We start from the raw sequence: 26,677 nt of genomic DNA, 5'->3' as shown, positions 1-26,677 counted from the left end.
CATTGTTGTTGCTTCGCGTGGCGGTGTCCGCTCACCCGCCGAATCAGACACGATCGAGCCGGCGGGTGGACCAGGTAGGTGTGGGCCACCTGGTCCCCCGCCCTCAGCAGTGTCTCGCCATGCCGTTGGTGGAGAGAGCGACCACCACCCAATGGCCTAGACGAGGTGGTCGAACTCGCCGGCCTTCGCGCCGGCGATGAATGCCGCCATCTCCTGCGGCGTGAACACCAGGGTCCGGCGCTTGCGCTCGGCCTCGTCGAGCTTGTCGTCCTGGAGACCGATCAAACCGCCAACCACGGCGAACGAAAGGCATCCACCGTTGCCGCTGCTGTAGCTGCTCTTCTGGTAGGAGGCCTCGACCACCGCCTGGTACTGGGCATCGTCAATCTCGTTGTACGGGTTGGAAGGCTGAGCCGCCACGGTTACAACTCCTTCATGACCTGGTTGATCAACGCCAGGCTGTCCCTGGCACTGAGAGCTTGGGCCAACGCCGCACTGAAGGTGTAGGTGCACTGTGTCACACGGTCCCGGTCCTCGTAGATGCGGCTGGCGGTGTCACTGTCTACGAACACTGCTTCACCGTCCCCTTCCTGCGAAAACGTGAAGATCACCAGACTGTCCGGTCCGGGTAGCGCACCGGCCGAGAAGGGGAGCACGTGTACTGACACCGGCAGCGCCTCGGTGATCGCGATCAGATGACGAAGCTGTTCGCGCATGACTTCGGGGCCACCAACGACAGTCCGGATGACACCCTCCGTCATCACTGCGACCAAGCGGCCGAAGTCGGGAGCACGCAGCCGTTGCTGTCGCCGCATCCGAAGTTCCACGAGGCGGTCCACATCGACAGGCAGAACGTGTGCTCGGGCCGCACCGACTACTGCCTCCGCATAGGCTCTGGTCTGGAGTAGTCCTTGAACGAAGGCGATGTCGTAACTGCGAATGCCGGTCGCGTCCTCGCCGAGTTCGGCCAGCATCTCGACAGGTTCAGGAACGTAGGCTCGGTACTCCTGCCACCATCCGCGCTCGTCGGCCCGCCGGCGGAGCTCCTCCAACTCAGCAGCCCGGTCCTGACTGGCGTTGGTGGCCGCCACGATCCGCGTCAGGTGATCCGGGATGAGCCGCGCGAGTCCTGTCTCGACGCGAGACAGGTGAGTGGTGGTCAGGCGTCGGGGCGGCTTGCCCGTGTTGACCAGGGCAACGAGATCGTCCTGGGATAGCTGCGCGTCCTCGCGGAGTTGGCGCAACAGCTTGCCGAGTCGACGCGAGCGAACCGTCTTGCGCAAGGTCATGAGCCATTGTCCCGCCCAGTCGGCGATCCTCTGTAGCCGCTTCCTCGCCACTGACCAGTCAACAGCATCACCCCATTGGTCGACTACAAGATCGTGAAACTTGCAGGCAAACTGCTAGCAAGTGGCTTGGATCACTCATCTTCTGAGTCAGGTGCCCAGCGCTCGAACGGCAGCGGGGCCAACGGGTTGCCTGTCGCATCTGGCCTCGGGCAAGCAAGGAAGAGGGAGCATGAGCGCCTTCAACTGGCCCACCAGCACCAGTCCGCGATCACGTCCTCCGCATGACATCGCCATGAAGGCCGAGGCCAGGGTGCTTGGCCGGCCAGTGCCGGCCCAACCCGTCGGCACGCCCTCGTCCCTGCCGCGTCACGCGCTCCGACCCCACGGGGATGGTGTTCCCGCCTCCGACCTCCTCCGCCGCCACCGGTGGAACCGTCCACACCGGACCTCTCACGCGAGAAACCCAGACACCCCCGAGACTTCCGGCGAGACGCAACGCCTGATCGAACGCACCCTGGACCGGCTTCACCGCCTCGGCCCCACCCCCACCTACGGGTCCGACCCGGAGGCCACCACACCCCTACCCACGCTGCGGGAGGGCTAGCCATGGTCGTGAAATGGCGTCCCCCGCAGCCGTTGAACTCCACCCGACACCTCGTGCGGCTGTTCCGCATCGAACGCGGCCAACGCGTCCTGCGCTTCGAGGGCATCGACGAGGACGACTACTGGCAGATCGCCCCCGGCGGCCCCGCCCACTACGCCGTCGGCTACGCCTACGACTACTTCCGCAAACACGGTATTCCCGCCGGTCAGCGCTGGATCATCACCGTTGACGTCCTCCCCCCAACCCCCACCACCACTGGGCCGAACCACCGGCTGTGCGAGGTCCCGCTCACCGTCCCCACCGAGGACATCCTCATCGGGCAACGCATCGGCCCACCCCTGCCCATCCTCAGCTACCTCCTCCGCACCCCCTAACCAGCCCCGGCCTGGCCCAGCGCGACGCGCCCCGACCGCACCCCACGCGCTGGGCCTCCCCCAGAGGGGGCTGGTGGGGTCGGGGTCTTCCGCTCCCCACCCGACCCCACCACCCCCTCCCCACCCGTGCTCCTCCTCCGAGGTCTGTCCACTCCTGGAGACCCCCATGTCCACCGCGCACCAGCCCCCCGTCCCCTCAGGCCTGCCGTGGGTCGCCCACGCCGGCCAGCTCCACGCCTACCCCCGCACCACCCGACCCCACCCCGTCACCGTCACCACCTTCTGCGGCCTCGCCCTCCTCATCACCGAGCCTCAACCCGACACCCCGTTCCCCCGGTGCGAGGAATGCCAACACCTCGCCCACGTCATCGCCGGCTGGCAGGCCACCCACGCCGCACACACCACCACCCACGCCGAACGCACCACCCCGCAACCCACCCCGCACGCCTACGGGGACCGCCCGCCCTGCCGACGCGGCTACGACCTCTGACCCTGACCCGACCAGCACCGAAAGCCCCTTGTCGTGCTCACCACCAGCGAGTTCGGTCTCGCCCTGGCCGAAAGCATCGCCCTGACCGCACCCCTGCGCCTCCAACACTGGAACCAATGCGTGAGGGTCGTCTGCTACGCCTGCGCCCGAGACAACACCATCCCCGCACCCCCACCCGGCATCACCGTGGTCGACGACTCCCACTTCCAGCCCGGCCCACCACCCCAGGAGCGGTACCGGCTCACCTGGTTCCTGATCCTGCTGCTCCTCCTCGCCGCCGGCCTCAGCCTCGCCTGACACCCCCTGACACTGAAAGCACCGATCCCTGATGCGACACCCCACGAAAATCCTTCGGAAACTCTGGAAGATCCTCCGCAGGAAACCCTCCACTGTGGACCCTCGGATCCTGATGCCGAACCTCCGGATCCTGCACCACCCCACCCCGGGGGAGGCGGCGGAGTGGGAGGCCTCCATGGCCCCGCTGCGCCGCCGCCGGGTCCGGGTCGTCCTGCCCGTCCCACCCCGGGCGCTACTGGCCTACGAACTCCGCCAGCGCGAACTCCGACAGGACAACGTCAGCCAGCGCAAACGGGGCCAGTCCCGTCGCTCCTGGTGGAGGCGAGGCCGGTGACCACGTTCGTGATCAACCTGGCCGCGATCACCGTCGACGTCATCATCATGTCCTGGCTGCTGCTGCCGCCCCTGTTCCGTCGCGTCGCCCAACTCTTCCGCCGAGTCCGCAGAGACCTCCGCCGCTGGAACCACGAACGCCGACAACGCAGGGACGAGTCGCAGACCATGAGGAGCACGCGTTGAAGATGCAACCGGCCGCCCGGATCACCGGCCGGCTCCGCCAACAGGTGGCCGCCGACCTGAAGAAGAAGTACGAGAAAGGAGCGAGCATCCGTTCCCTGGCCAGGTCCACCGGCCGCTCCTACGGATTCGTGCACAAGGTCCTCATCGAGGCCGGAGTCCAGCTCCGCGGACGCGGTGGCGCCAGGCGAAGGACCACCCGAAAACGACGATGACACCAGTGCCCCTGGCGGTCCCCGCACACACCCGCCCCCACGGCCCTACCGCACGCACGCGAGGTCAGGAAGTGTCGGCCCCGCCCACGCGGGGATGGTTCGACCATGTGTTCGTCCCACCCGATGGTGGTCCACTCGGCCCCGCACACGCGGGGATGGCTCGCACTTGGTGAAGCGGACAGACGAGGACGCTGGGACCTCGGTGATCTAGCTGATGCGGGCGGTGCGCAGGGTGTTGAGGAGGAGGGCGCCCACCAGGGACAGCGCCGTCAGCACCAGCAGGGTCATGCCGAACCCGCGCACCTCCCCGTTCGCCGCGACGAGGGTGGTGAACAGGGCTCCCACACCCGCGACTCCGACGGCCTCGGAGGCCTGCACCACGGTGAGAACGCCGCCCGAGGCAGCCCCCGAGTCCTCCGGCGACACCCCCGAGAGCGTCATCCCGATCAACGAGGTCGCCACGACTCCCCCGCCGAGGCCGTACAGGACCAGACCCGGCTGCGCGGCCACTGCCTGGGCGGACACCGGCACGTACCGGACCACCACCCAGAGGGCGGCCAACCCCAGCGCCATCACGGTCGCGGACACGGGAACCACGACGGTGCCGAACCGCGCGGTCCACCGGCGGGCGGGGATCGCCGCCAGGGAGGTCGCCAGGGCCATCGGGGTGAAGGCGAGCGCCGCGCGCAGCGGGGACAGACCCAGCGTCCGTTGAAGATAGAAAGCCAGGACGAAGACGAACGCGCCGTTGACGCCGTAGAAGAACAACGCGGCCGGGAGTCCCCGCGCGAATCCGGGCTGTCGGAACAACCGGGGTGGCAGCAGGGCGGCTCCGCCCCGCGCGGCCACCGACCTCTCCCAGAGCGCGAACCCGGCCAGGAGCGCGACCGCCAGCGCGGCCTCGGCGACCAGCCAGCTCGACCAGCCGCGCTCCGCCCCGACGACCAACGGGTGCAGGAGCCCGAACAGCGCCAGGGCCAACAGGGCCGCGCCGACCAGGTCCAACCGGACCCGCTGGCGTGGCGCGCCGTCGCGGACGAGCACGAGCGCGCCGACGAACGTGAGGGCGCACAGGGGGACGTTGACCAGGAAGATCGGTCGCCAGCCCAGACCCGCCACGTCGAGCCGCACCAGGAGGCCGCCCAGGATCTGCCCGCCGACCACCCCGACGCCGATCACGGCCCCGTACCAGCCGATCGCCCGGCCCTGCTCGGCCGGCCTGGTGAAGGTCGTCCGCACCAGGGCGAGGACCTGCGGGAGCATCAGCGCGGCCGCGAGCCCCTGCGCGATCCTGGACCGGACCAGGTCTTCCGGTGTCAGCGCGACCGCGCACGCGGTCGAGGTGGCGGCGAACGCCACGACGCCGGCCAGGAAGACCCGCTTGCGCCCGAGGAGGTCGCCCAGCCTGCCTCCGGTCACCAGTCCGATCGCGTAGGCCAGCGTGTACCCGGCGGGCACGAGTTGGATGTCGGCGAACGTGGCGTGCAGATCAGCCTGGATGGACGGGACCGCCACGTTGACCACGAAGATGTCGAGAAAGCCCATCAGCGCGCCGAGCAGCAGGACCGCCAACGCCGCCCAGTCCCGCCGGGTCGCCGCGCGCTCCACGCGCTCCTCGTCCAAGAGTGTTTCCTCCACGCCGGTTCCGGCTTCCCGTTCCGACTGGCCTGTGCCCACCACGAGTCGTTCTCCTCGTCGATCCGCATCATTCCGCCCCTGTTCCGGGGACTCGGGCGACGTGTGGCGCGAAGACCGCGCAAGGCACGTGGTCCCATCGGGGAAGGGGCTCGGGGAACAGGCTCGTGCCGGCGATCGGGTGTCACCAGATTGGTGTTTATGGTGTTGCCATGAGCAACAGGTTGCGGCGGCGTCGTGAGGAGCTGAGCGCGTTCCTCCGCAGCCGTCGGGCCCGCATCTCGCCCGGGGAGGTCGGCCTGCCCTCCGGGGGCGGTCGGCGGCGCACTCCCGGACTGCGTCGGGAGGAGGTCGCCGCGCTCGCCGGGGTGAGTCTCGGCTGGTACACGTGGCTGGAGCAGGGACGCGACATCACCGTGACCGCCTCGGTGCTGGACGCGATCGGCTCCGCGCTCCGCCTCAGCGCCGCCGAGCACGCGCACCTCTACCGTCTGGCCGGGCACGTACCACCCGAGCGGACGCCGTCCCACCAGGATTCGGTCCCCGACAGCCTGGCGTCCGTCCTCCGTGGTTGGGACCCCCATCCGGCCTACGTGCTGGACCGGCACTGGCGGTTCGTCGCGGGTAACACCGCCCTGTCCACCGTGTTCGGGTCGATCACGCCCGGCCTGAGCTGCCTGGAGGTCTTCGACGACGACAGCCCGTTGCGCCAGGTGCTGCCCGCCTGGGAGCGGATGGCCCCGGATCTGGTGTCGGAGTTCCGGGTGGACGTCGCGCGCTATCCCGACGACCCGGAGTTCCGGCACATCCTGCGGCGGCTCCGCGCCAACAGCGCGCTTTTCGAGCGCCTGTGGGGGAAGCAGGAGGTGCGGGTGTCGGCCCGGTCGACGAAGGAGATCGACAACGGGGTGGTGGGTCAGCTCACTTTCGACAGCGTCACCGTCAGGACCGACGAGCATCCCCAGATGAGGGTCGTCCTGCTGTCTCCTCGGCACGGCACGCCGACCGCCTCCCGACTGGCGGCCCTCAGCGTCCGCCATTGATTCGGGCATCTCGGCAATCACGCGATCACGCGATCACGAAGGGTTCGGACGCCTCGCGCGTTCAGCCCTCAATCAGGGCAAAAGGGCGACGGAGACCCCATCCGCGAAGAGTGTGAGCAGGCCGACACCGACGTCCGTCCACATGAGACATATCCCCGAACATCACCTAGCATGGCGTCTTCTGGCCAGCAGTGGAGCGAAAGAAGGGGTCTCGGGATGGAACACGAAACCGACGAGGACGACGACCTCTCTGCTCCGCGAGAGCGTGTCGTCATCGACCTCGCCGACGTGACGACGTCCGACCAACTCCACCGGCTTCTCAGGCGGGAGTTGGGATTTCCGTTGTGGTACGGCCGGAACTGGGACGCCTTCTGGGATGCCATCACCGGGCTGACACCCCTGCCGCTCGAAATCGTCTTCGAGGGTTGGCAGCAGATGCGGGGCCGACTTCCCGAGGCAGCGACCATGCTCCAACGGATCCTGGACGAGTACAACGAACAGTTCGGCATCTACCCACCGGGACCACGCGTGTTCCATTACCGCTGACCTCGCGGTCGTCGCGATCGACGAGACGACACATCTCCCCCAGACCGACGCCGAATTGACGGGAGATGCGGCCGAACCTCCCGTGACCCGAGGTCAGGGGCTGGCCCGGCGGGTGGTGTTGGCCCGGTACTGCTGAGGGCTCACGCCTCGCTCGCGCTTGAACGCGGCGCTCAACGCGAAGGCGCTTCCGTATCCCACCTGCCTGGCCACGGCGGCCACAGTCACGTGCGGATCGGTCAGCAGGTCGGCGGCCATGGCGAGGCGTTGTCCGGTGAGGAAGGTCATCGGCGGCTCGCCGACGAGTTCGGTGAACCTGCGGGCCAGCAGGGCGCGGGAGACACCGACCTCGGCCGCGAGCGTGGCCACGGTCCACGGGCGCGCCGGGTCGTGCTGGAGAACCCGCAGCGCCGGGCCGACCACGGGGTCCGTGGCCGCGCGGTACCACCCGGGGGCCTCGGCCCGAGGGCGGGAGAACCAGGTACGGAGCGCGGCGACGAGGAGCAGGTCGAGCAGCCGGTCGAGCACGACGACCTGTCCGGGCTCGTCCCTGACGACCTCGGCGGCGAGCATGCCCATGAGTGGGGAGTCCCCTGGTCCGCCAGGGAGCACCACCAGTTCCGGGAGCGCGTCCAGCACTCGCTGGCTGGTGGCGCCGCGCGTTCCGTAGGTTCCGGTGACCATCACCGTGGAGCCGGCCGGGCTGTTGCCCCAGGTCCGGACCCCGAGGTTCATCGCGTCCGTGAGGGGTTCCCCGTCGGGCGTGGTGCAGCGCTGCCCGGGATGGATGACCACGGTCGGGGGCGTCGCCGGGTCGTCGGCGACGGTGTAGTGCCGTGGGCCGCGCAGGAGCGCGACGTCGCCCGCCGCCAGGCGCGCGGGATCGTCGCCGTCGTACATCACCCACGCCTCGCCCTCGACCACGGCGACGAGGGTCAGCGGCGCCTCGTCCTGAACGCGGAGCGACCACGGCGGTTCCAGCACGGACCGGAGGAGGAAGGCTCCCCGGGCCCGGGGACCGTCGAGCAGGCCGGCGAGGGCGTCCACGGTGCCACTGTAGACGCTCGTTGGCGCGGCCCAGATTCTCAACCATGGCGCGGGGACGTTTCTCGATGTTCCATTGGAACACGAAGCGAACGCCCGGTGGAGGGCGACACCGGGAATGACGTGGAGAGGCCGACTCTCGCGGTGGGGGGTGTCCCACACAGGGGCGTTCGGGCTTCCCTTTCGACTTCTTCAGGAGAAATGCCATGGCTGGGTTGTTGCGGTACGTCACGCTGATCGCGGCGGTCATCAGCACCGGGCTCGTCGCGGGGCTGTTCTACGCCTTCGCGATCGCGGTCATGCCCGGCCTGGCGAAGGTCGACGACCGCGCCTTCGTCAGCACCATGCAGTCGATCAACCGGGTCATTCTCAACGGCTGGTTCCTGGTGGCGTTCGTCGGCACGCTGGTGCTCACCGCCGGGGCCGCGCTGTTCCATCTCGACCCCGGCCGACGCGGGGTGCTGCTGTGCGTCGTGCTCGCCTTCGCGCTGAGCCTGGCCACATGGGCCATCACCATGGTGGTCAATGTGCCGCTCAACAACGCATTGGAGGCGGCGGGCGATCCCGACCAGATCGGTGATCTGGCCGCGGTGCGGGAACGCTTCGAAGCGGTGTGGGTCCGGTGGAACATCGTCCGCGCGGTGACCTCGACAGCCGCGTTTGGTTGCCTGGTCTGGGCGCTCGTTCTTCTCGGCCGCGTCAGGGGCGTCGGCGACTGATCGTCGACCGCTGAAGGCAGATGATCCGGGGATGACGCCGGGTCGGTGCGGGCACAATCAAGCGCGAGAGAGAAAGGGAAGCCCGTGCGCACCATCTACGTCGTCACACACCCGGAAGCCACGCATCATGTTGAGAGAGTGGTGGGTGGCTGGCACGACTCCGCGCTCACTCCCGCCGGCGCGCACGCGGCGTCCGCGATCGCCGCCTCGCTTCGTGCTCGGATTCCCCAGGGCGCCGAGGTGGAGTTGTTCACGTCCGACCTGCTTCGTGCGGCACAAACCGCGAAAGCGGTGGGTGATGCGCTTGGTGTGGAACCGATCCTCGACAAGAGGTTGCGCGAGAAGTCCTACGGAGAGGCCGAAGGAAGGCCCCAGGAGTGGCTGGACCGGCGGTTCGTTCCCCCACCTCCCACCGGAGACCGCATGCGGCACGACGAAGGAGTGCGGGGTGCCGAAACAAAGGCTGTGTTCGCTCGGCGCGTCTACGCCGCCATGGACGCGATTCTGGAGCGCCACGGCGAACACCAGATCGTCGTGACCCACGGCTTCGCTCTCACCTTCGTGGTGGCCTCATGGATCAGGATGCCGATCGAGTCGACCGGGTACGTCAACTTCCGGGCGCCTTCCGGCAGCATCACCGTCCTCCACGAGGACGACTACTTCCACAACCGCCAGGTCGTCGCCCTCGGTGACACCAGCCATCTCGTTCCGTGAACCTCCCCGCGCCGGAACCAACGCACCGTCCACGACATGGATGGCCGCCCTACGCGTCAACGACGCGGGCAACGTCGTCGTCAACCGTCCCCAGGCGGCGGGCGCTCACGGCCGTCGCGGCGCGGACGAAGGCGGCGACCGCCGGGGATCGGGACTGTTCCGGCCAGGCGAGGACCAGGGTCGACGGTGTGGCGTCGAGAACCGGAACACAGACCAGTTCCGGGCGCAGTGGGGCGAGAAGCGACTCCGGGAGCACGGCGACCACCCGGCCGAGGGCGACGAGTTGCGACAGTTGCGCGGTGTCGGTGACCTCGGGACCGGTCGCGTCCTCGGACTCCGTCCCGACCCAGCGGGGCAGCGGCTCCCCACGCAGGTCGGCCATGCGCAGTGAGCGCCTGCTGGCCAGCCGGTGGTGTCGGGGCATCACGGCCACCTGCTGTTCGACGGCGAGTTCCTCGGCGTCCAGTCCGCGGAGGTCGTCACGAGGGCGGTGCAGCAACGCGAGGTCGGCGCGGCCGTCGCGCAGGCGGTCGGCCCGGTCGGGGGCGTTGGTGACCACGACCTCCACCGGAGGCATGCCCGGTTCGGCGTCGTAGGCGGCGAGGATGTCGGGCAGCAGCCCCCGGTCGCCGCCGGGTTTCATCACCAGCACCAGTCTCGGCTCGTCCTGGCCCGCGCGGCGCGTGCGCCGGACGGCGGCGGTGACGGCGTCGAGGGCGTGACGGCCCTCGTGGAGGAGGACCTCGCCGGCCTCGGTGAGGGCGACCCGGTGGCTGTCGCGGTCCAGCAGCCGGACGCCGAGCCGGCGTTCCAGGACCCGGATCGCCTTGGACAGCGCGGGCTGCGCGATCCCCAGGCGCTCCGCGGCCCGGGTGAAGTGCAGCTCGGTGGCCACCGCCAGGAAGTAGACCAGCTCGCGGGTCTCCACCCCTTCCATTCCCGGAGGTTATCAACCGAGATCGGACGGGCGTGGCGGCGGCCGAGCCCCGGTGATGAGCTGGCCCCATGATCGTTCACACCCTCGTGTACTCGTTCCCGTCCACCATGGACGAATCCGCCCGGCGGGAGTTCTTCGCGGAGATGCGGGAGGTCGTGCTGGGGTCGGGACTGGCGGACAGCTTCGACTACCGGTTCCACCTGCCGTCCTCGGGCGACGCGCACGCGGCCGTGTTCGTGGCCAGCGCGATCGCGCGGATCAGTTGCCCGGACGTCGCCGCGTTGGAGGCGTTGTCCGCGAGCCCGGAGCTGCTCGACACCATCTCGCGGTGGCAGACGAGGACGCCGTACCAGGTCGTCTGGGCCAACCACGAGCCGCTGTCGAGCTGACCCGACCCCGAGCCGGGCGCGCTGGTTCGCTGGGAGTCCCCGGCACCGGAAGCCCCTGGTCCATGACCAGGGGCTTCCGCGCGTCTCGACCTGACCGTGGTCGCCGGCATCACGCCGCCCCTGTCCATACGGGCCGGTCCCGTGGTCAGGTGGCCACCGTCCACAGTGGTCAGAAGACCACCCCTGCGGCCACGCGCTCCCCGCCACGGTCCGGCAACAAATTAGGTTACGCGCATACTTGCATAGATCGGTAAGGGGAGGCTAACTTGACGCCGGTCGCGGGCGGTCCGCGGCCAGTCACCACCCAGTCACCACTGGAGGGACAACGTGGCCTCGCCCACGGAGACCGACCCCACCGGAACGACGGCTCCCCCGGCCCGCGCCCTGCTCGCGCTGGTGGTCATCGGAACGGCCCTCGTCGTCATCGACATGACCATCGTGACCATCGGCCTGCCCCAGATCCAGGCCGACCTGCACGGCACGCTGGCGGGCACCCAGTGGGTGATCGTCGCCTACATGATCACGATGGGCGCCGTCACCCAGGTCGTCGGGACCCTGTCGGACCGGCTCGGCCGTCGCCGGACGTACCTCACGGGCGTGCTCGTCTTCACGCTGGCGTCGGTGGTCTGCGGCCTCGCCCAGGACACCCTCGTGCTGAACCTGGCCCGAGCGGCGCAGGGCGTGGGCGGCGCGATCCTGATGACCAACGCGGTGCCGCTGCTCTCCCACGGCTACGAGGGACAGCGCCGCAACATGGCCATCGCGACGTGGACGACGATGTCGACGGCGGCCAGCCTCGTCGCGCCCCTGCTGGGCGGCGTGCTGGTCGACCTCCTCGGCTGGCGCGCGATGTTCCTGGTCAACGTCCCGTTCGGCGTCGTGGCGGTGGCGCTGGGTCTGCGGGCCCTGCCAGCCGACCGGCCCGCGCGGGGCGGGCTCGCCTCCCTGGACTGGACCGGAACCGCGTTGCTCGTCATCGCGCTGGCGCTGGCGAACTTCGCGCTCCTGCGCGGCGAGGAGCAAGGGTGGACCTCGCCCTCGACACTGACCCAGCTCGGCGTCGCGGCCGCGTTGTTCGTCGCCTTCCTGGTCCTCCAGACGCGGATCAGCGCGCCGACCCTCGACCTGTCGCTGTTCCGCGTCCCGGCGTTCACCGGCGCGGCGTTCGCGATCTTCATGTCCCGCGTGCTGACGATCGGCGGCACGGTGTACTTCGTCCAGTACTTCCAGAACTCGCTGCACCTGTCGCCCACGGCCAGCGGCCTCCTGCTGATGCCGGTGTTCGTCGCGCAGATGGCGGCCGGCATGCTCGGCGGGAAGTTGCAGGCGTGGATGCCGCCCGCCCACGTCATCGCGATCGGCTACGCCTGCAAGGGAATCGGCGCGGCGTGGATGGCGCTGGCCTTCAGCCCCGGCGCCCAACCGTGGCTCCTGGCGCTGCCCCTGCTGCTGTGGGGAACGGGCGGCGGTGTCGCGGGCTCCCCCGTCTTCGCCGTCGCGATGGACGCCGCCACCAAGGCGAGGGCGGGCATGGCGGCGGGCACCATGACGACGCTCGCCTCGGTCGGCGCCGGCGTCGGGACCGTGATCCTCGGTGTGCTCTACAAGAGCCGACTGTCCAGTGTGGTCTCCGCCGACCCGGCGCTTCCGACGGAGCAGAGGACGGCGATCACCGACGCCGTGGCGCAGGGCGACGTGCCGAAGGCTCTGGACCTCGTGCCCGCCGCCGCCCAGGAGACGACACGTCACGTGTTCGAGCAGGCGTTCGCCGCTGCCGCCTCGTCCGTGCTGTTCACGTCGGCGGCCCTCGCGGCGGTCACGATGGCCGCGGCGCTCGTCCTGATCAGGAAGCGGAACCCGCGCGAGGCGGAGTTGGCGAAGGACGCGCCAGCCGCCGACTCCGAGGCCGGGACGCCATCCGTCCACTGAGGACAGTCCTCCTCGCCTCGCCGGCAACGGCTCCCCGCGCTGCGGATCAGCCAATGGGCAGGGGAATCGACGGTGACGCCGGTCGAATCCGGTCGAGAGTGTCGCGCTGGGCGGCGGTGAGCCGGTCGAACCGGACAGCGTCAGTGTCTGCGCCGGCGTTCAGTGTCTGCGCCGGCGCCCGCGTTGGCGCCGGCATCCGCGTTGGCGCCGGCATCCGCGTCAGCGCCGGCGTCGGTGTCGGTGTCGGTGTCAGCGTCGCCTGGCGGCAAGGCGGGGTGTTGGGACCGTGTTCGGCGTGGTTGTCAAGCCTGTCGCCCTTTTGAGGGACGGGTTTATCCACAGGGGCTCGGGTTATCCACAGCGGGCTGGTGTGAGCTTGGGGTGAGGGTCGTTCGCCGGTAGGCTGGAGCAGGGCTCGCCCCCCAGGGCGGGTGGGGGCTGAGCTGGGGTAGTTGGGGGTTGAGGGCCCGCTCCGCTGGTCTTCTTCGTGTGCCTCCTGTGCCGGGTTGGCGGGGCGGTGGTCGTCTCGGCCGGACTCGTCGGGCTGGTAGCCGCACCGTCTGCCGTTCTGCGCGACCTCTCGACCGACGGTCCTGGACTTCGCTCCGCGCCGGAACCGTCGTACATGCGATCAGTCAGCGGGTCCGGCGCGGGACAACGCTCAGGTCAGACGGGTCGGCGACGCTCGGACTGGTCGAGCAGGAAAGGCTTTCCCGGCTTCTCGGGCGCCCAGCCCCGGGCGCGAGCGGCGCGGATGGTGGCGGCCACCTCCGCAGGCAGGACGGGCCTGGCGGGCATTCCCATCCAGTTGCTCGGATGGGGCTGCGCGGTGGTCACCACCAACGTCGTCCCTGGCGTCTCGGTCTGTTCGACCACGTAGGTCAGCGGACTCGTGCCCAGTCCCTGGTCGTACGTGGGCCGTCCCCGAACCCACCACCGGTAGGGGACGCCGTCGACCGTGATGCGTCGGGAACCCTTCTTCGTCGGTGCCGTACCTCCTCCTTCGTCGGGACGAACCGTCATCACTGGCCACCGCCGCCCGTGCTGGTGCCCCTGAGTGATCTTGTTCGGCGACCGGGTGACCACCGGGTCCGGCGCTCGCGCCCCGAAACGATCACGGGATAGACCTGCCTGGCCATGGCGGCCACCGCCGACGACCACGCCGCCGTCACGCGCGAACCGGACCGGAAAGGACCTCCACCATGGGACGCCGAGCCACAACGCTCCTGTCGACCCTCCTCGGGTTGCTCACCGCCGGACTCCTGGTCCCCTCGGCGACGGCCGCTGCCGAGGCCGAGGCCGACGTCAGACACGAGATCCGCAACCTGGACCTGGGCAACTGCCTGGACCACGACCGCGAGGGCAAGGCCTACACGAAGGCCTGCACCCAGGACATGGAGAACGTCTACCAACGTTGGCGCCTGCTCCCCCAGTCCAACGGCGAGCACCAGCTCCAGGGCGTGGCCACCGGCCGGTGCCTCCACCACCGGGGCACCGGCCTCATCGGCACCACGCCGTGCGACGCCAGGGACCAACACCAGCGGTGGCGCCTGCGGAAGGGCGCCGGCGCGTGGGTCCACTACATCGAGGACGTCAGCACCGGTCGTTGCCTCGTGCAGTGGCGCGCCAACCTCGACCTGCTCAACATCGGGGACTGTGTGAGCGCCCCCTACAAGCGTTGGGAGATCGTCAAGCGCTGACCGCGCCTGCCTCCTCCGCTCCGAACCGCGTTCCCCTCACTGTCCTTTGTGGACAGACTGCCGCCGTGCGAATCTCGTCAACGGCGCAGGCTCTCGAAGGCGGCACGCGCGGCAGCGCCAATCGCGAGGTCGATGTCGTGGGCGATGCTCGCCCGGCGGTGGGACCGGGTGAGGGCCGCGATCGCCACCCGGTCCCCCGAGTCGGCCGTCACGACCCCGATCTCGTGTCGCAGGTACAGGAAGGAACCGGTCTTGCCGCTGACCCGCACCGTATCGGCGCGCAGGTCGCTGGACAAACGCTGGTTGAAGACCTGCAACCCCATCATCCGCCGCAGGTCCGCCGTGGCCTCCGGACGGGAGATCCGGTCGAGCCAGACCCGCTGGAGCAACGCCACGAGCGCGGACGCGCTGCCGACGTTCGCGTAGGCGGGGTTGAGGGTCTCGATGGAGTGGTGCCCGGCGATGTCGTCCCGGATCGCCAGCTCCAGGGCGAGACCGAAGTCGTTGTTGGAGACACCGGCGGCGCAGTCGTACATGCGTTGCATGCGGTGGCGGATGCGGATGCCCTCGCACCCCCACGCGCGGAGGCGCTGGTCGACGACCTCCACGCCGACCAGGTCGAACAACGCGTCGGCGCTGGCGTTGTCGCTGACCGTCAGCGCCTGGTGGACCAGGTCGACGACGGCCACGGTCGCGGGGTGGCGGAACGCGGCGACGCCGGTCGGGCCGACGCTCTTCGTCGCGGGGTCGAGGGTCACCGGCATCGCCGGGTCCAGCGCCCCCTCGGCGATCTCGTCCAGCACGACCAGGGCCAGCGGGACCTTGGCCACCGACGCCAGCGGCACGGCCGTGTCGACGTCGAACCCGAGTTCCTCCCCGGTGTCGATGTTGCGGGCGAGCAGGTGGCCGAGGGCGCCGACCTCGTGCCACTGCTCGGCGATCGCCTCGGCGACCGGGAGGAGATCGGGCGTGCTGGCGAGGCATTCCGGGCGGCGCTGCCTCATCCGCGTCCCTCCACTCGGGAGTCGGAGTCGGGCCGCGCGCCGCCGTCCGCCCCGGTGGACTTCGGGGAGGGGTCGTCGACGGCGCCGATCGCCTCGGCGAGCATCGGTTCCATCCAGTCGAGCACGAGGTCAACGCCGTGACCGACGCGGCGGGTGGTCGCCGCCAGCTCGTATCCGCGGTGCAGTGTGGAGTCCGCCAGCGGTGACCACTCCAGGCCGTGGCGACGCGCGAACGGCTCGGGGCACAGCAGCACGGCGTGGCCCGCGAGCGTTTCGGCTGCCGCCGTGGCGGCGGTGGCCACCGCGCGGACGCGCCCCTCGGACAGGCCGGCGCGCGCGGCGGCCTTGCGGAACCGTTCCGCGGCGAAGCCGGTCTCGTCCTCGGCGGTGACGAGGATCGTCGGTGGGGTTCCCGTCCCGCCTCCGCGCCGGGGCCGCAGGCTCTCCAGGTGCACGGAGCGACGCCCGACGGTCAGGGGCGCGGCCGACGCCAGGCCGAGCGGCACCCGGTGGGTCGCCGTCTCCGGCGCCACCCGCAGCAACGCGAACACCAGTGAGCCGTCCGCGAGACCGCTCGCCCGGTCCTCGGCGGGCAGCTCGCGCACGCCGATCGTCACGCCCCGCTCCGCGCCGGCGCGGATCACGCGGGCCAGCGCGGCCGGGTCGCAGTCCGGTGGGACGCCCAGCGCGTGCGCCGCCGACGCCAGCGCCGCGCGGGCCACCTGACGCAGGTGGTCGACCCGGCTCAGCACGTCCTTGGCGTGCGGGAGCAGCAGGACGCCGAGGTCGGTGCTGGTGACCTGCCGCCGGGAGCGGTCGAACAGCTCGCCGCCGAGGTGCCGCTCCAGGTTCTTGATCCGTCGGCTGAGCACCGGTTGCGCGACGTAGAGCAGGTCGGCGGCCCGGGAGAAGCTGCCTTCCTCGGCGACGGCGACGTACGCCTCCAGGTGCGCGAGCAGGTCCACCGCGCATGTATATCAAAAGTGTATAAGACGTTCAAACATATCTCTTGGACATGGGACGGGAGCCGTTGATTAGCTCGACGTGAGCTTTTCGACGTGTTCACGGATTTGCGAACGGAGAACCGATGTCTTCGCACGGTCCCCTTTCCCGTCGTGCCGCGTTGCGCGCCGGACTCGCCGCGTCCGCGGCCGGCCTCCTGGCGACCGGCTACCTCGCCGGAAGCCCCGCGATCGCCGCGCCTGATCCGAGCCGGAGAGCCTGCGACGAGCTGCGCGAGCTGGAGCGCCAGCACAACGCCCGGCTCGGCGTCTACGCGACCAACGTCCGCACCGGAGCGACCGTGGCCTACCGCGCGCACGAACGGTTCCCGATGTGCTCGACGTTCAAAACGCTCGCGGCCGCCGCGATCCTGCGCGACCTCGACCGCGACGGGGAGTTCCTCGACCGGTTGATCCGCTACACCAGCGACGACGTCGTGGACAACTCCACCATCACCAAGGATCACGTCGCCGAGGGAATGCGCATCCGCGAGCTGTGCTGGGCCGCGATCTGCCACAGCGACAACACCGCGGGAAACCTGCTGCTCCGCCAGATCGGCGGCCCCGCCGGCATCACCCGGTTCTGCCGCTCGCTCGGCGACCACCACACCCGCCTCGACCGGTGGGAGACCGAGCTGAACACCGCGATCCCCGGCGACCCCCGCGACACCACGACCCCGAGGGCGATCGGCCACGACTACCGCCAGTTGGTCCTCGGCGACGCGCTCAACCGCCGGGACCGCGATCAGCTCACCGCGTGGCTGAAGGCGAACACCACGAGCACCAAGCGGTTCCGCGCGGGCCTGCCCGCCAACTGGGCACTCGGTGACAAGACCGGCGCCGGCGACTACGGCACCGTCAACGACGTGGGCATCGCGTGGACTCCCGACGGCACGCCGATCGTCCTGGCCGTGCTGTCGACCAAGTTCGACCAGAAGGCGCCGATGGACAACGAGCTGATCGCCGACACCGCCCGCCTGCTCGCCCGCACCCTCGCACCGGGCGCATGAGACGAGAGCCAGGCCAATCCATGACACCGACGAAACGGCCTCTCTCCCGCCGCGCGCTCCTGGGCATGGCCGCGCTCCTGCCGTTGGCGGGGTGCGCGCAGCGCGACGACAAGGGCCTCCCGCCCTCGTCCCCGTCCCCCACCACGACCACCGCTGATCACCACGATCATCTGTTCGAGTTGGAACGGAAGTTCGACGCACGCCTCGGGGTGTACGCCGTGGCCACCGGGACGGGCGCCACGATCGCCCACCGCGCGGACGAACGCTTCGCCTTCTGCTCGACGTTCAAGGCGCTGGCGGCCGCGGCGGTCCTGCACCGCAACCCGCTGTCGCATCTGGACACCATGGTCCGGTACGGCACGGACGATCTGATGAAGAGTTCCGCCATCACGCGGCAGCACGTGGAAACGGGGATGACGATCCGCCAGATCTGCGACGCCGCGGTCCGCTACAGCGACGGCACGGCCGGCAACCTCCTGCTGCGCGACCTGGGCGGACCAGACCAACTGACCGCGTACGCGCGCGAACTCGGCGACACGGTCACCCGCATGGACCGGATCGAACCGGCGATCGTGGAAGCCACGCCGGGCGACCCCCGCGACACGACCTCGCCCCGGGCGTTCGGCACGGACTTCCAGAAGATCGTGCTGGGCGACGCCCTGCCGGCCGACAAGCGCGACTTCCTGCGTGACCTGCTGGAACGCAACGTCACCGGCGCCCAACGCATCCGGGCCGGGGTGCCGCAGGGGTGGAAGGTGGCCGACAAGACCGGGACCGGGGACTACGGCACCCTCAACGACTTCGCCGCCGTCTGGCCCCCGTCGGCCGCGCCGCTGGTGATCGCGATCATGTCCAGCAAGAACGCCAGGGACGCGCCCTACGATCAGGCCGTCATCGCCGAGGCCGCCCAGTACGTGGTGGCCACGCTCACCTGAGCGCATCTCGCCTCTGGCACGAACGTCCTTCCCCCTGACGGGACGAGTCACGTGTCGGACAGGAAACAACTGGGGGTTTGACCGTGTCCGAGGACACCGACAACGGCAAGCGCGCGGTTCCGGAGGGCGACTCCGAGGAAACACCGGCGACACCCGCGACAGCCGAGCCCGAGAACAGGCCAAGGCCCGGACGCAGGCGCCTGCTCCTCGCCGGGCTCCTGCCTCTGGTGCTCGCGGAGGCCGTCGTGGCGACACTGGGCGTGACCGGGCGGGCGACGTTCGCCTACGACCGGCTCCCCGGGCGGCCGGGGGCGATCCTGGAGGAGATCCCGGGTCCGGAGACCGGGCCGGTGTGCCCGGTCGACAAGCGGTACGTCGACGAGCAGCCAGAGGACCTGCGCCCGGACGTGCGGAACGCCTGGGACCGGTTGCGGGCCAGGGCCGAGGAGAACGGCGTCCGGCTGTGCGTGCAGGACGGCAAACGCAGCGTGAGCCAGCAGCAGCACGAGTTCGACGACGCCGTGCGGCGCTTCGGTACCCGGGAGCTGGCGGCGAAGTACGTTCTGCCGCCGGAGAAGTCCATGCACGTCAAGGGAATCGCGGTGGACGTGCAACCACCCGACTCGGCGGCATGGGTCGAACGCAACGGGGGCGCGCTGGGCTGGTGCCGCCGCTACCAGAACGAGGTGTGGCACTTCGAGTACGACCCGAACTACGCGACGGCCGGATGCCCGGCGTTGCTACCCAGCGCCACCGGGAGCTGAGCCACAGCACACGGAACGTGGAGGAGGCGAGGGCGCAGCAGGTCCGCCGCACGAAGGCGGCGGACCTGCTGCGCCCCTCAGTCGCTGGCGGTGGCGGTGGTGCCGCTCCGGCCACCGGTCATCGAGCCAGCAACCCCTCCAGCGCCACCGCCGTGTCCGGGTGGCGGCTGAGCAACGCCACACCCTGAGGGCCGTCGGCCGGCGTCTCCCAGGCGCCGTCGCAGCCCAGCAGACGCGCGACCGCGTCGCAGGTCTCGGGGTGGGCCGCGAGCAGCGCACTGCCACCACCGCCGCTCGCCCGCCGCGCCTGACGCGCGGCCGCCGGCTCCGGCCGGGCGGCCCGCCACGGCGGCACCCACGCGTCCAACGCCGCGAGCCGACCGGGGAAAATCCGCCCGGCCTCACGGATCAACAGCGGAGCCAGCTCGCTGCCACCAGCCCGCAACGTGCTGATCAGCGTCGTCAACCACGGCAGCAGCACCGGGTCGGGCAGGCGGGCGAACGCGTTCGACACCGCCTCCACGACGAAGTCCGTCAGCCCCGGCACCGGCTCCAGCGCGTGCAGGAACCCGCTGAGGTAGCTCGGATAGGCGGGCAGCACCAGCGGGTTGCCCAACAGGTCGTCACACCGCTTCCGCAGGTCCGCACGGGACAGGCGGCCGAGGTGCGTCTGCGCCGCCCACAGCAGCGCCACCTTCGACGGCTCCTCCGGATGCGACTGCGCGACGGCCAGTTCGAGCTGGTGCCGGTCACAGCCCAGCGACAGCGCCAGGCTCTCCATGCTGAACAGGAAGCCCAGCATCGCCGCCACCTGATGGACCGACGCGTCCTCGTCGGTGAACGCCGTCGGCAGCAGGGTGCAGTAGTGCGCGTAGCCGGTCTTGACGAAGGACTCGACCCACGCCGGCAGCACCGGCTCGTTGGTGCGGTAGTACGCCAGCAACCGCCGCACCCTGCGCAGCACCTCCGGCGCGCCGTCCACGCTGCGTTCGGTCGCCAGGACCTCCAACGCCCGCGTGCCCAACTCGTCGGCGAGCCGGCGGCTGCGCAGGTACAGGATCGCGTCCTCCACCGCACCCAGGACGGCTGCCGTGGTGGCGTGCGGGTCGTAGGCGGTGCGGCGCAGGCGCTGTTCCAGCACCTGCTCGATGCTGACGCCCTCGTAGCCCAGCTCGATGAGCGCCCGCTGGTGGGTGCCCAGCGCCAGGTCCCACGACTCCTGGATGGACCGCTCGCCGAGCCGCCGCTCCCCCATGATCGGCCGCGCCGCGCCGTGGGGCATCAGGTAGCGCAGCATCCACAGCACGTCGGAGCACCGCTCCAGTTCGGGCCGCGACGCGATGTCCAACAGCGCCCGCTGCACGCCGCGCTGCTGGAGTTTCAGGTTCAGCGGCGCGAGCCGGTCGTGCACGTCGCGGGCCAGGGGCGGCAGCGCGTCGTAGCCGACCTGGCCGACGCGGTCGCCGCCCATCATGATCTCCACGAGGCGGCGCACGTCCCGCCGGCCCGGCACCGTGTCCTTCTCGATGCAGGTGACCGCCGCGTCCTGGAAGTCGTACGGCGTGGGCTTGGCCCGGTCCCGCATCCCGGCCAGCAGGATCGACGTCTCGAACACGGCGATGGCGTCGGCGGTGGAGGCCAGGTAGCCGTTGCGGCGCGCGGCGCGCACGATCTCCACCGACCAGCCGAGCAGTTCCGCCTCGTCGAGGGCGTCGAGGACGGGTGGTCGCCGCAGGAAGCCGGAGAGCCTGTCCGGCGGCGCGGCCGTCGAGGCGGCACGGGCCGGTGCCAGGGCCTTCTTCGACGTGCCGCCCTTCTTCGCGCCCGCCTGCCCGGCCAGGCGGAACGGGCGCACGCCCGTGCGCCTGAGGTTCTTGGCCCACTCGGTCGCCGCGATGGACACCGAGCCCGCGGCGAGGCCGAACTGCGCCTCGATCGCCGCGTGGCTGGACGGGATCAGGCCGTGCTGCCACCGGCTCCCGCTGGGCGGGCTGATCTCGAAGGTGTCGGCGCCGTGCACGCCGAACTCGGCGACCCGGCTGGCGGCGTGGAACGCGCCGCAGACGTAGAGGCAGTCCTCGGGGTCGACGCCGCTGGCGGCGAGGTGCTGACGCATCCTGGTCCACATGTGGCGTTCGCGGTCCTCGTCCACGCGCACGCGCGACGGGTCGCCGGGGGCCAGGCGCCGGAACAGGCTGCCGATCAGGATCATGACCTGCCGATAGGTGTCGTGGTCGGCGTCGCCGAGCGGCAGCTCGACGTACTGGTGCCACCACTCCGACCAGTGCCGCACCCGGCCGTGGCGCAGCAGGTGCTCCTCCAGCTCCGCGAAGCGGGGCCGCAGGTCGCCGATCTCCACGCCGACCGCGTCGCCGTGCAGCGCGGCCTCCTCCTCCACCGGCGGCGCGTCCGGGTCGACCGGTCCGCCGCCCGGCTCCTGCCTCGGCAACCACTGGAAGACGTGGTCCGAGGAGCGGTCGACGAGGACCAGCTCGACTCCGGGGGTGTCCAACGCGTAGGCGATCGCCTGGTACTCGGCCGAGGCCTCGGTGATCGGCGCGACGACCGACAGCGGAGCCCAGTCGGCCGGGAAGCCCTCGACCTCGCTGGCGAAGGCCTGCACCGCCACCGGGAGCCGGCAGTTGCGCAGCTCGGGCAGCAGCGGGGCCATGTCCTCGCACAGCTCCAGGTACACGACCCTGGGCCGCTTCTCCCGCAGCCGCCGCGCCATCGCGATCGCCGAGGCCGGCGAGTGGTGGCAGACCGGGAAGATCTCCAGTGGCTCGCGCAGCGCGCGGTCGACGTCGTCGACCATGCCGAGCAGGATGCCCTCCAGCGCGTCGGGCCCGTCGGCGAAGGTCGCCGCGGCGTCGCGCAACTGGGCGCGCAGCGCCTCGAAAGTTCCCTCGCGCATGGCGGTCACGACAGCGTGGCGATCGCGTCGCGGCCGCCCTCCAGGAACTCCGGCCAGGCCCCGCCCTCCTCCTTGCCGCGCGGCTCGACCACGCCGTGCAGGTACTTGTTGAGGATGGCCAGGTCCTCCGGGGCACGCCGGGCCAGCGACCCGACGAGGGAGGAGGCCAGGGTGCGGGCGGTCAGGGCGCGCTCACCGAAGAAGTTGCTGTGCAGGATCGCGTCCTCCAGCACGCCGATCTGCTCGGCGGTGGACAGCGCGGACTCCAGCTTCTCGTCCTCGCTGCCGGCGGCGGCCGCGGAGGCGCGCAGGTCGGCGAAGCTCTGGAGCAGCACGTCCAGCAGCGTCGGCGGCACGTCGAGTTCGATCTGGTGGCGGCGCAGCAGTTCCTCGGTGCGGAACCGGACGATCTCCGCCTCGCTCTTCTTGTTCGTCACCACCGGGATGCGGACGAAGTTGAAGCGGCGCTTGAGCGCCGAGGACAGGTCGTTCACGCCCCGGTCGCGGCTGTTGGCGGTGGCGATGATCGAGAAGCCCGGCTTGGCGAAGACGATGTTGTCGCTGTCCAGCTCGGGGACGGAGATGTACTTCTCCGACAGGATCGAGATCAGCGCGTCCTGCACGTCGCTGGTGGAGCGGGTCAGCTCCTCGAACCGGCCGATGGCGCCGGTCTCCATCGCGGTCATGATCGGCGAGGGGATCATCGACTCGCGGGACTGCCCCTTGGCGATCACCATCGAGACGTTCCACGAGTACTTGATGTGGTCCTCGGTGGTGCCGGCGGTGCCCTGCACCACGAGCGTGGAGTTGCGGCAGATCGCGGCGGCCAGCAGCTCGGCCAGCCAGCTCTTGCCGGTGCCGGGGTCGCCGATCAGCAGCAGGCCTCGGTCGGAGGCGAGCGTGACGATGGAGCGCTCGACGAAGCTCCGGTCACCGAACCACTTCTGCGAGATCTCCCGGTCCAGGCCGTCGGCGCGCTCGGAGCCCAGGATGAACAGGCGGACCATCTTCGGCGACAGCCGCCAGGCGAACGGCTTGGGGCCGTCGTCGACGGACTCCAGCCAGTCCAGCTCCTCGGCGTACTTGATCTCGGCGGGGGCGCGCAGCATGTCGGACATGTCAGGGGGCCTTTCAGGCGAGGAAGGTCTTGAGTTCGTGGACGAGCTTGCGGATGTGGCCGGAGATCACCGGCGTGCCGAGGTCGCGGAAGCGCTCCCGGAACCACGGGTTGACGCTGCCCCTCCCGGAGCTGGTCACCGAGCCGACCGGGATGAACTTCGCGCCGGAGCGGTGGATGGCCGCCATGCTCTCGAACAGCGGCTCGCTCTCCCACTCGTAGAAGTCGGAGATCCACACGACCACGGTGTTGCGCGGCTCGGCGATCTTCGGCTGGGCCAGGGCCATGGCGACCCTGCCGTCCGTGCCGCCGCCGAGGTTGGTGCGCAGCAGGGTCTCGAAGGGGTCGTGCACCCAGGGCGTGAGGTCGAGCGCCTGCGTGTCGTAGGCGATCAGGTGGACGTCCACCTTCGGCAGCCCGGCGAAGATCGAGGCCAGGATCGTGCAGTTAACCATCGAGTCCACCATCGAGCCCGACTGGTCGACCACCACGATCAGCCGTGACGGCGTCGTCCTGCGGGCCGTGTGGCGGTAGTAGAGGCGGTCGACGTACAGCCGCTCCTCGTCGGGGCTCCAGTTGGTGAGGTTCTTCCAGATCGTGCGATCGAGGTCGAGGTTGCGGAAGACCCGCTTGGGCGGGACCGACCGGTCCAGCTCGCCGACCGTGGCCTTGGCGACCTGGGTGCGCAGCACCTCGGCCACCTCGTCCACGAATCGGCGGATGAGGGCCTTGGCGTTGGCCAGCGCGACCCCGGACAGGTTGTCCTTGTCCCGCAACAGTTGCTCGATCAGCGACATGCTCGGCGTCAGCCGCGAGGCGAGCGCGGGATCGGCGAGAACCTCGCGCAGGTGCATCCGTTTGACGAGGTCGGCCTCGATGGCGGCGAGGTCCGGCCCGATCTGCGGGATGAGCTGGCCGAGGTCGGGCGTCCCGGTGTTGCCGCCGGTGCCGGTCGGGCTGACCCCCGCTCCCCCCGATCCCCGCGCGCCCGCCGCCGGGCGGCCGCCGCGCAGGTCGCCGGGCCTGCACCCCAGCGCGCGCTCCAGCCATCCGGCGTCGGCCTGCCACCGGGCAAGCTGCTCGGCGTACACCGTGCCCGGGCAGGTCCCGTAAACGTTGAGCAGCAGCTTCGACACGAGCGCCGCGCGCCGCACCTCGGCGGCCCTGTCGCGCTCCTCGTCGGCGTCGGGCACCATCACGCCGTCGAACTCGGCGGCCAGCTCCGGGTGGCGCTGCACGATCGAGTCGAGGGAGACCTGCGGGTCCAGCAGCGCGGCGGGCAGCCCGATGTCCTCGACCACGGCGAGGCTGGCCGACTCCAGCGCCGCCTGCTCCTCGCGGTCGAAGAGCCGGGCCAGCAGCCGCCAGTACAGGACCTGACGGCGGTTGTCGTGGGCGTCCGCCCCCGGGGTGTGTCCGGTCGTGGGCTCGGTCATTTCCGCAACAGCCTTCCGGCGCGTTCGCGGAGCACCGCGACGGCGTCGGCGGCGGCCTTCTCGGCCTTGACGCCGGCCTTGTCGGTGGTGCCGCCGGCCCACGCCCCGGCGTGGACCGTGACGGCCTTCTTCCGCACGGTGGTCTCGACGGCGAGCGGCTGGACGTGGAAACTCCCGGCGTCCCAGCGCAGCAGGCCGAGGCAGGCGCGCGACGTCGCGACGGCGTCGGGCGTGAGCGGGCCGGCGACCGGAACGCGGTCGGTGTCGACGGGGAGGGGGTGGCCGGCGACGGTGAACGTCAGGGTGTCGTCGTCCCGCTGGACCTCGTAGCCCTCCAGGAACACGGGCACGGCGATCCGCGCCGGGTGCCGGTCCAGCGGCGCGGTCGGCGCGGCGGTCGCGGTGGGCAGGACGACGCGGGCCGTGGCCAGGGCGTCGGCCGGCTCGCCGGGGCGCGCGTGCTCGTCGCTCCAGACCAGGTCGCCCTCGGGGGTGGCCGGCATGTCCACCAGGTCCATCGAGCGGCCCTCGCTGACCGCCGTCAGCAACGACAGGTGCGGGCGGAGGAGCTGCCAGATTCCGGCGCCGACGACCGTGTCGGGCTTCGGGGCGGAGACCGCGGCGCGCACGAGCCGGGGCGCGCCGCCGTCGGCGGGCTCGAACACGGCGTGGACCTGGGCCTGCGCGGCGGTCGCGTGCTCGTGCAGGTCGACCCCGAGGGGCAGCAGGCGACCGGTGAGCGTCTCGGTGGCGGGCACGGCGGCCGCGCCGGGCAGCGTCAGGAGCAGGGCGCGGGACCACAGGTCGGCCCAGCGGCGGGCGGGGACGCGGTCCAGTGACGCGCCGGGGCAGGACGCGGCGAGTTCGGCGGCGAAGCCGTCCAGCACCGTCGCCAGGCGGCGCAGGGCCGGGTCCGGCAGCATCGCGGAGACGACCTGCGCGGCCCCGGAGACCACGTCGTGGTCGATGCCCCGCCAGCCGGCGCGCGCCAGGTCGCAGAGCCAGGACCGGGCGGCGACCAGCAGGTTCACCGCCTGGGCCTCGGCGGGCTCCGCCGCGATCGTCTCAGCGACGGGCCGGCCGGTCGCCTCGCCAACCCTGGCCATGAGCGCGTCGTGCGCGGAGCCGAGCAGCGCGGTGCGAGCGGCGGCGAGGGCGACGAAGTGGTCCTCGCCGGCGGCACCGGCGGCGGCCTTCTCGGTCGCCTCGGCGACCACGGACGCCAGCGGCGAGCCGGCGACGGCATCGGCCAGCGCCGCGAGGTCCTCGGCCTGGGCGGGTTGGGGACGCAGCAGTCCGGCCACGAGGACCCGGTCGACGGCGTCGACGGCGGCCAGGGCCTCGTCCAGCCCGGCGACGGGATCGGCGAGCAGGTCGGCGCGCATCACGCCACCGCCCTGCTCGGCGGGAACCACTGCATCTCCGGCACCGGCAGGGTCGTCGGGGCGAGTTCCAGATAGGCCAGGTGGCGCAGGAACCGGCTGAAGACGGAGGCGGCCGCGGCGCTGTCGGCCTGCGGTGGGCGGGCGCTCATCATGGTGGAGGCGATGGTCTGCTCGCTCGGTTCGGCGTCGACGATCTCCACCCGCAGGTAGCGGGCCACGCGCTCGGCGCCGTACTGGAGCACCGCCTCCCTGACCAGGGCCAGGATGTGGTTGCAGAACCCGCCCCTCGCGCCGCCGCAGGGCCGGTTGTTGTTGGTGCTGCACGCGAAGGCGTACGTCCCCGCCGCGACCGACGAGACGTAGACCCGCTCGATGTCCGAGCCGCTGGACACCACGCCCTGCAACCGCCCGTCGGCCAGCTCGACGAACGGCACCTTGGCGAGCTTGCGCGGCCGTGCGGGCGGCACCACCCGTGCCCTGCTCGACCTCTCCCACGTGGACAACGCACCATCTCCCACAGATCAATGAGGACTTCCGCACCGCTCGGGCGGAACACGGATCAACATAGGGATGGGCACTGACAGAACCGGCCGCCAGCGCGGACCCCTCGGAGCGACCGGACCGAAATGGGCGACGGGGAGCCGGGTGACGGGGAGCCGGGCGGCGCGGTCCG

General features: G+C 70.9%; 29 protein-coding genes. 16 read left to right on the top strand and 13 right to left on the bottom strand.

Annotated elements, in window-relative coordinates; translation table 11 throughout:
* Positions 1-156: 156 nt before the first annotated feature.
* Both LX15_RS01700 and LX15_RS01695 read right to left on the bottom strand, forming a co-directional pair.
* Complete coding sequence (locus LX15_RS01700) at positions 157-420, bottom strand: DUF397 domain-containing protein (protein ID WP_253667637.1); 264 nt, start codon at positions 418-420, stop codon at positions 157-159.
* A 2-nt stretch (positions 421-422) separates the two neighbouring features.
* Complete coding sequence (locus tag LX15_RS01695; protein ID WP_253667636.1) at positions 423-1,289, bottom strand: helix-turn-helix domain-containing protein; 867 nt, start codon at positions 1,287-1,289, stop codon at positions 423-425.
* 606 nt (positions 1,290-1,895) lie between these two features.
* Here LX15_RS01695 and LX15_RS01690 point away from each other — a divergent pair.
* The 6 genes from LX15_RS01690 (at position 1,896) to LX15_RS01665 (ending at position 3,785) form a co-directional block, all read left to right on the top strand.
* On the top strand, positions 1,896-2,267 hold the full coding sequence (locus LX15_RS01690; RefSeq protein ID WP_253667635.1) for a hypothetical protein: 372 nt from the start codon (positions 1,896-1,898) through the stop codon (positions 2,265-2,267).
* Between the two features lie 166 nt (positions 2,268-2,433).
* Complete coding sequence (locus LX15_RS01685; RefSeq protein WP_253667634.1) at positions 2,434-2,757, top strand: hypothetical protein; 324 nt, start codon at positions 2,434-2,436, stop codon at positions 2,755-2,757.
* Positions 2,758-2,790: 33 nt separating this feature from the next.
* Complete coding sequence (locus LX15_RS01680) at positions 2,791-3,054, top strand: hypothetical protein (protein ID WP_253667633.1); 264 nt, start codon at positions 2,791-2,793, stop codon at positions 3,052-3,054.
* Positions 3,055-3,166: 112 nt separating this feature from the next.
* Positions 3,167-3,388, top strand: coding sequence for a hypothetical protein (locus LX15_RS01675; RefSeq protein WP_253667632.1), 222 nt, complete (start codon positions 3,167-3,169; stop codon positions 3,386-3,388).
* Positions 3,385-3,573 (top strand): hypothetical protein, encoded by a 189-nt coding sequence (locus tag LX15_RS01670; RefSeq protein WP_253667631.1) that lies wholly within the window; start codon positions 3,385-3,387, stop codon positions 3,571-3,573. The genes LX15_RS01675 and LX15_RS01670 overlap by 4 nt, the downstream gene beginning before the upstream one ends.
* A 2-nt stretch (positions 3,574-3,575) precedes the next feature.
* Positions 3,576-3,785: a helix-turn-helix domain-containing protein gene (locus tag LX15_RS01665; RefSeq protein ID WP_191892492.1), complete on the top strand. Its 210-nt coding sequence runs from the start codon at positions 3,576-3,578 to the stop codon at positions 3,783-3,785.
* 207 nt (positions 3,786-3,992) lie between these two features.
* Here the strand turns inward: LX15_RS01665 and LX15_RS01660 are convergent, their stop codons facing one another.
* Positions 3,993-5,408, bottom strand: coding sequence for an MFS transporter (locus tag LX15_RS01660; protein ID WP_253667630.1), 1,416 nt, complete (start codon positions 5,406-5,408; stop codon positions 3,993-3,995).
* 224 nt (positions 5,409-5,632) lie between these two features.
* On the opposite strand from LX15_RS01660, the gene LX15_RS01655 reads away from it, so the two are divergent.
* A complete protein-coding gene (locus tag LX15_RS01655) occupies positions 5,633-6,463 on the top strand; it encodes a helix-turn-helix transcriptional regulator (RefSeq protein ID WP_253667629.1) in 831 nt (276 codons plus the stop codon).
* A 216-nt stretch (positions 6,464-6,679) separates the two neighbouring features.
* Positions 6,680-7,009, top strand: coding sequence for a barstar family protein (locus tag LX15_RS01650; RefSeq protein WP_253667628.1), 330 nt, complete (start codon positions 6,680-6,682; stop codon positions 7,007-7,009).
* A 93-nt stretch (positions 7,010-7,102) separates the two neighbouring features.
* Here LX15_RS01650 and LX15_RS01645 read toward each other — a convergent pair whose 3' ends face one another.
* Positions 7,103-8,053: an AraC family transcriptional regulator gene (locus LX15_RS01645; protein WP_253667627.1), complete on the bottom strand. Its 951-nt coding sequence runs from the start codon at positions 8,051-8,053 to the stop codon at positions 7,103-7,105.
* A gap of 203 nt (positions 8,054-8,256) precedes the next feature.
* On the opposite strand from LX15_RS01645, the gene LX15_RS01640 reads away from it, so the two are divergent.
* Together LX15_RS01640 and LX15_RS01635 are read left to right on the top strand one after the other, a co-directional pair.
* Positions 8,257-8,769: an anthrone oxygenase family protein gene (locus tag LX15_RS01640; RefSeq protein WP_253667626.1), complete on the top strand. Its 513-nt coding sequence runs from the start codon at positions 8,257-8,259 to the stop codon at positions 8,767-8,769.
* An 84-nt stretch (positions 8,770-8,853) separates the two neighbouring features.
* Positions 8,854-9,483: a histidine phosphatase family protein gene (locus LX15_RS01635; protein ID WP_253667625.1), complete on the top strand. Its 630-nt coding sequence runs from the start codon at positions 8,854-8,856 to the stop codon at positions 9,481-9,483.
* Between the two features lie 49 nt (positions 9,484-9,532).
* On the opposite strand, the gene LX15_RS01630 is transcribed toward LX15_RS01635, so the two are convergent.
* Positions 9,533-10,420 carry a LysR family transcriptional regulator gene (locus tag LX15_RS01630; RefSeq protein WP_253667624.1) on the bottom strand — a complete coding sequence of 296 codons (888 nt, stop codon included), beginning with the start codon at positions 10,418-10,420 and terminating at the stop codon, positions 9,533-9,535.
* Positions 10,421-10,488: 68 nt separating this feature from the next.
* Between LX15_RS01630 and LX15_RS01625 the strand changes: the two genes are divergently transcribed.
* Positions 10,489-10,809, top strand: coding sequence for a hypothetical protein (locus tag LX15_RS01625; RefSeq protein WP_253667623.1), 321 nt, complete (start codon positions 10,489-10,491; stop codon positions 10,807-10,809).
* Between the two features lie 327 nt (positions 10,810-11,136).
* A complete protein-coding gene (locus LX15_RS01620) occupies positions 11,137-12,738 on the top strand; it encodes an MFS transporter (protein WP_253667622.1) in 1,602 nt (533 codons plus the stop codon).
* Between the two features lie 666 nt (positions 12,739-13,404).
* Here the strand turns inward: LX15_RS01620 and LX15_RS01615 are convergent.
* The gene (locus tag LX15_RS01615; protein ID WP_253667621.1) at positions 13,405-13,761 is read right to left on the bottom strand and encodes a hypothetical protein; all 357 of its coding nucleotides are present in this window, start codon (positions 13,759-13,761) and stop codon (positions 13,405-13,407) included.
* A gap of 179 nt (positions 13,762-13,940) precedes the next feature.
* On the opposite strand from LX15_RS01615, the gene LX15_RS01610 reads away from it, so the two are divergent.
* Positions 13,941-14,438, top strand: coding sequence for an RICIN domain-containing protein (locus tag LX15_RS01610; protein ID WP_253667620.1), 498 nt, complete (start codon positions 13,941-13,943; stop codon positions 14,436-14,438).
* A gap of 77 nt (positions 14,439-14,515) precedes the next feature.
* Here the strand turns inward: LX15_RS01610 and LX15_RS01605 are convergent, their stop codons facing one another.
* Both LX15_RS01605 and LX15_RS32135 read right to left on the bottom strand, forming a co-directional pair.
* Entirely contained in the window at positions 14,516-15,442 is a 927-nt protein-coding gene (locus tag LX15_RS01605) for a serine hydrolase (protein ID WP_253667619.1), read from the bottom strand.
* The gene (locus LX15_RS32135; protein ID WP_308213388.1) at positions 15,439-16,407 is read right to left on the bottom strand and encodes a LysR family transcriptional regulator; all 969 of its coding nucleotides are present in this window, start codon (positions 16,405-16,407) and stop codon (positions 15,439-15,441) included. The genes LX15_RS01605 and LX15_RS32135 overlap by 4 nt, the downstream gene beginning before the upstream one ends.
* Positions 16,408-16,529: 122 nt before the next feature.
* On the opposite strand from LX15_RS32135, the gene bla (LX15_RS01595) reads away from it, so the two are divergent.
* The 3 genes from bla (LX15_RS01595) to LX15_RS01585 all read left to right on the top strand — a co-directional run bounded on the left by bla (LX15_RS01595) (position 16,530) and on the right by LX15_RS01585 (position 19,152).
* Complete coding sequence (gene bla / locus LX15_RS01595; RefSeq protein ID WP_253667618.1) at positions 16,530-17,453, top strand: class A beta-lactamase; 924 nt, start codon at positions 16,530-16,532, stop codon at positions 17,451-17,453.
* Between the two features lie 20 nt (positions 17,454-17,473).
* Positions 17,474-18,388 carry a class A beta-lactamase gene (bla, locus tag LX15_RS01590; protein WP_372502102.1) on the top strand — a complete coding sequence of 305 codons (915 nt, stop codon included), beginning with the start codon at positions 17,474-17,476 and terminating at the stop codon, positions 18,386-18,388.
* 83 nt (positions 18,389-18,471) lie between these two features.
* Complete coding sequence (locus LX15_RS01585) at positions 18,472-19,152, top strand: D-alanyl-D-alanine carboxypeptidase family protein (protein WP_253667616.1); 681 nt, start codon at positions 18,472-18,474, stop codon at positions 19,150-19,152.
* Positions 19,153-19,270: 118 nt separating this feature from the next.
* Here LX15_RS01585 and LX15_RS01580 read toward each other — a convergent pair whose 3' ends face one another.
* From LX15_RS01580 to LX15_RS01560, 5 genes are read right to left on the bottom strand one after another with little or no spacing between them, the layout of a single operon-like run.
* Complete coding sequence (locus LX15_RS01580; RefSeq protein WP_253667615.1) at positions 19,271-22,066, bottom strand: DUF5682 family protein; 2,796 nt, start codon at positions 22,064-22,066, stop codon at positions 19,271-19,273.
* 5 nt (positions 22,067-22,071) lie between these two features.
* Complete coding sequence (locus tag LX15_RS01575; protein WP_253667614.1) at positions 22,072-23,184, bottom strand: ATP-binding protein; 1,113 nt, start codon at positions 23,182-23,184, stop codon at positions 22,072-22,074.
* Positions 23,185-23,197: 13 nt separating this feature from the next.
* On the bottom strand, positions 23,198-24,619 hold the full coding sequence (locus LX15_RS01570; protein ID WP_253667613.1) for a vWA domain-containing protein: 1,422 nt from the start codon (positions 24,617-24,619) through the stop codon (positions 23,198-23,200).
* The gene (locus LX15_RS01565; RefSeq protein WP_253667612.1) at positions 24,616-26,034 is read right to left on the bottom strand and encodes a hypothetical protein; all 1,419 of its coding nucleotides are present in this window, start codon (positions 26,032-26,034) and stop codon (positions 24,616-24,618) included. The genes LX15_RS01570 and LX15_RS01565 overlap by 4 nt, the downstream gene beginning before the upstream one ends.
* Positions 26,004-26,507, bottom strand: a complete 504-nt coding sequence (locus LX15_RS01560) for a hypothetical protein (RefSeq protein ID WP_253667611.1) — start codon at positions 26,505-26,507, stop codon at positions 26,004-26,006. The genes LX15_RS01565 and LX15_RS01560 overlap by 31 nt, the downstream gene beginning before the upstream one ends.
* Between the last annotated feature and the right edge of the window lie 170 nt (positions 26,508-26,677).

This window comes from Streptoalloteichus tenebrarius (genome assembly GCF_024171885.1).
Lineage (GTDB): Bacteria > Actinomycetota > Actinomycetes > Mycobacteriales > Pseudonocardiaceae > Streptoalloteichus > Streptoalloteichus tenebrarius.
The sequence above is the reverse complement of the archived record's forward strand: the minus strand, read 5'-3'. Positions and strand labels throughout refer to the sequence as shown.

What these genes read in the sequence shown, in the direction of transcription:
- LX15_RS01630 (WP_253667624.1), bottom strand. Translation starts at nt 10,420, where the DNA reads ATGGAAGGGGTGGAGACCCGCGAGCTGGTCTACTTCCTGGCGGTGGCC.
- LX15_RS01695 (WP_253667636.1), bottom strand. Translation starts at nt 1,289, where the DNA reads ATGACCTTGCGCAAGACGGTTCGCTCGCGTCGACTCGGCAAGCTGTTG.
- LX15_RS01650 (WP_253667628.1), top strand. Translation starts at nt 6,680, where the DNA reads ATGGAACACGAAACCGACGAGGACGACGACCTCTCTGCTCCGCGAGAG.
- LX15_RS01685 (WP_253667634.1), top strand. Translation starts at nt 2,434, where the DNA reads ATGTCCACCGCGCACCAGCCCCCCGTCCCCTCAGGCCTGCCGTGGGTC.
- LX15_RS01615 (WP_253667621.1), bottom strand. Translation starts at nt 13,761, where the DNA reads ATGACGGTTCGTCCCGACGAAGGAGGAGGTACGGCACCGACGAAGAAG.
- LX15_RS01575 (WP_253667614.1), bottom strand. Translation starts at nt 23,184, where the DNA reads ATGTCCGACATGCTGCGCGCCCCCGCCGAGATCAAGTACGCCGAGGAG.
- LX15_RS01625 (WP_253667623.1), top strand. Translation starts at nt 10,489, where the DNA reads ATGATCGTTCACACCCTCGTGTACTCGTTCCCGTCCACCATGGACGAA.
- LX15_RS01665 (WP_191892492.1), top strand. Translation starts at nt 3,576, where the DNA reads ATGCAACCGGCCGCCCGGATCACCGGCCGGCTCCGCCAACAGGTGGCC.
- LX15_RS01640 (WP_253667626.1), top strand. Translation starts at nt 8,257, where the DNA reads ATGGCTGGGTTGTTGCGGTACGTCACGCTGATCGCGGCGGTCATCAGC.
- LX15_RS01690 (WP_253667635.1), top strand. Translation starts at nt 1,896, where the DNA reads ATGGTCGTGAAATGGCGTCCCCCGCAGCCGTTGAACTCCACCCGACAC.
- LX15_RS01610 (WP_253667620.1), top strand. Translation starts at nt 13,941, where the DNA reads ATGGGACGCCGAGCCACAACGCTCCTGTCGACCCTCCTCGGGTTGCTC.
- bla (WP_253667618.1), top strand. Translation starts at nt 16,530, where the DNA reads ATGTCTTCGCACGGTCCCCTTTCCCGTCGTGCCGCGTTGCGCGCCGGA.
- LX15_RS01580 (WP_253667615.1), bottom strand. Translation starts at nt 22,066, where the DNA reads ATGCGCGAGGGAACTTTCGAGGCGCTGCGCGCCCAGTTGCGCGACGCC.
- LX15_RS01570 (WP_253667613.1), bottom strand. Translation starts at nt 24,619, where the DNA reads ATGACCGAGCCCACGACCGGACACACCCCGGGGGCGGACGCCCACGAC.
- LX15_RS01605 (WP_253667619.1), bottom strand. Translation starts at nt 15,442, where the DNA reads ATGAGGCAGCGCCGCCCGGAATGCCTCGCCAGCACGCCCGATCTCCTC.
- LX15_RS01675 (WP_253667632.1), top strand. Translation starts at nt 3,167, where the DNA reads ATGCCGAACCTCCGGATCCTGCACCACCCCACCCCGGGGGAGGCGGCG.
- LX15_RS01655 (WP_253667629.1), top strand. Translation starts at nt 5,633, where the DNA reads ATGAGCAACAGGTTGCGGCGGCGTCGTGAGGAGCTGAGCGCGTTCCTC.
- bla (WP_372502102.1), top strand. Translation starts at nt 17,474, where the DNA reads ATGACACCGACGAAACGGCCTCTCTCCCGCCGCGCGCTCCTGGGCATG.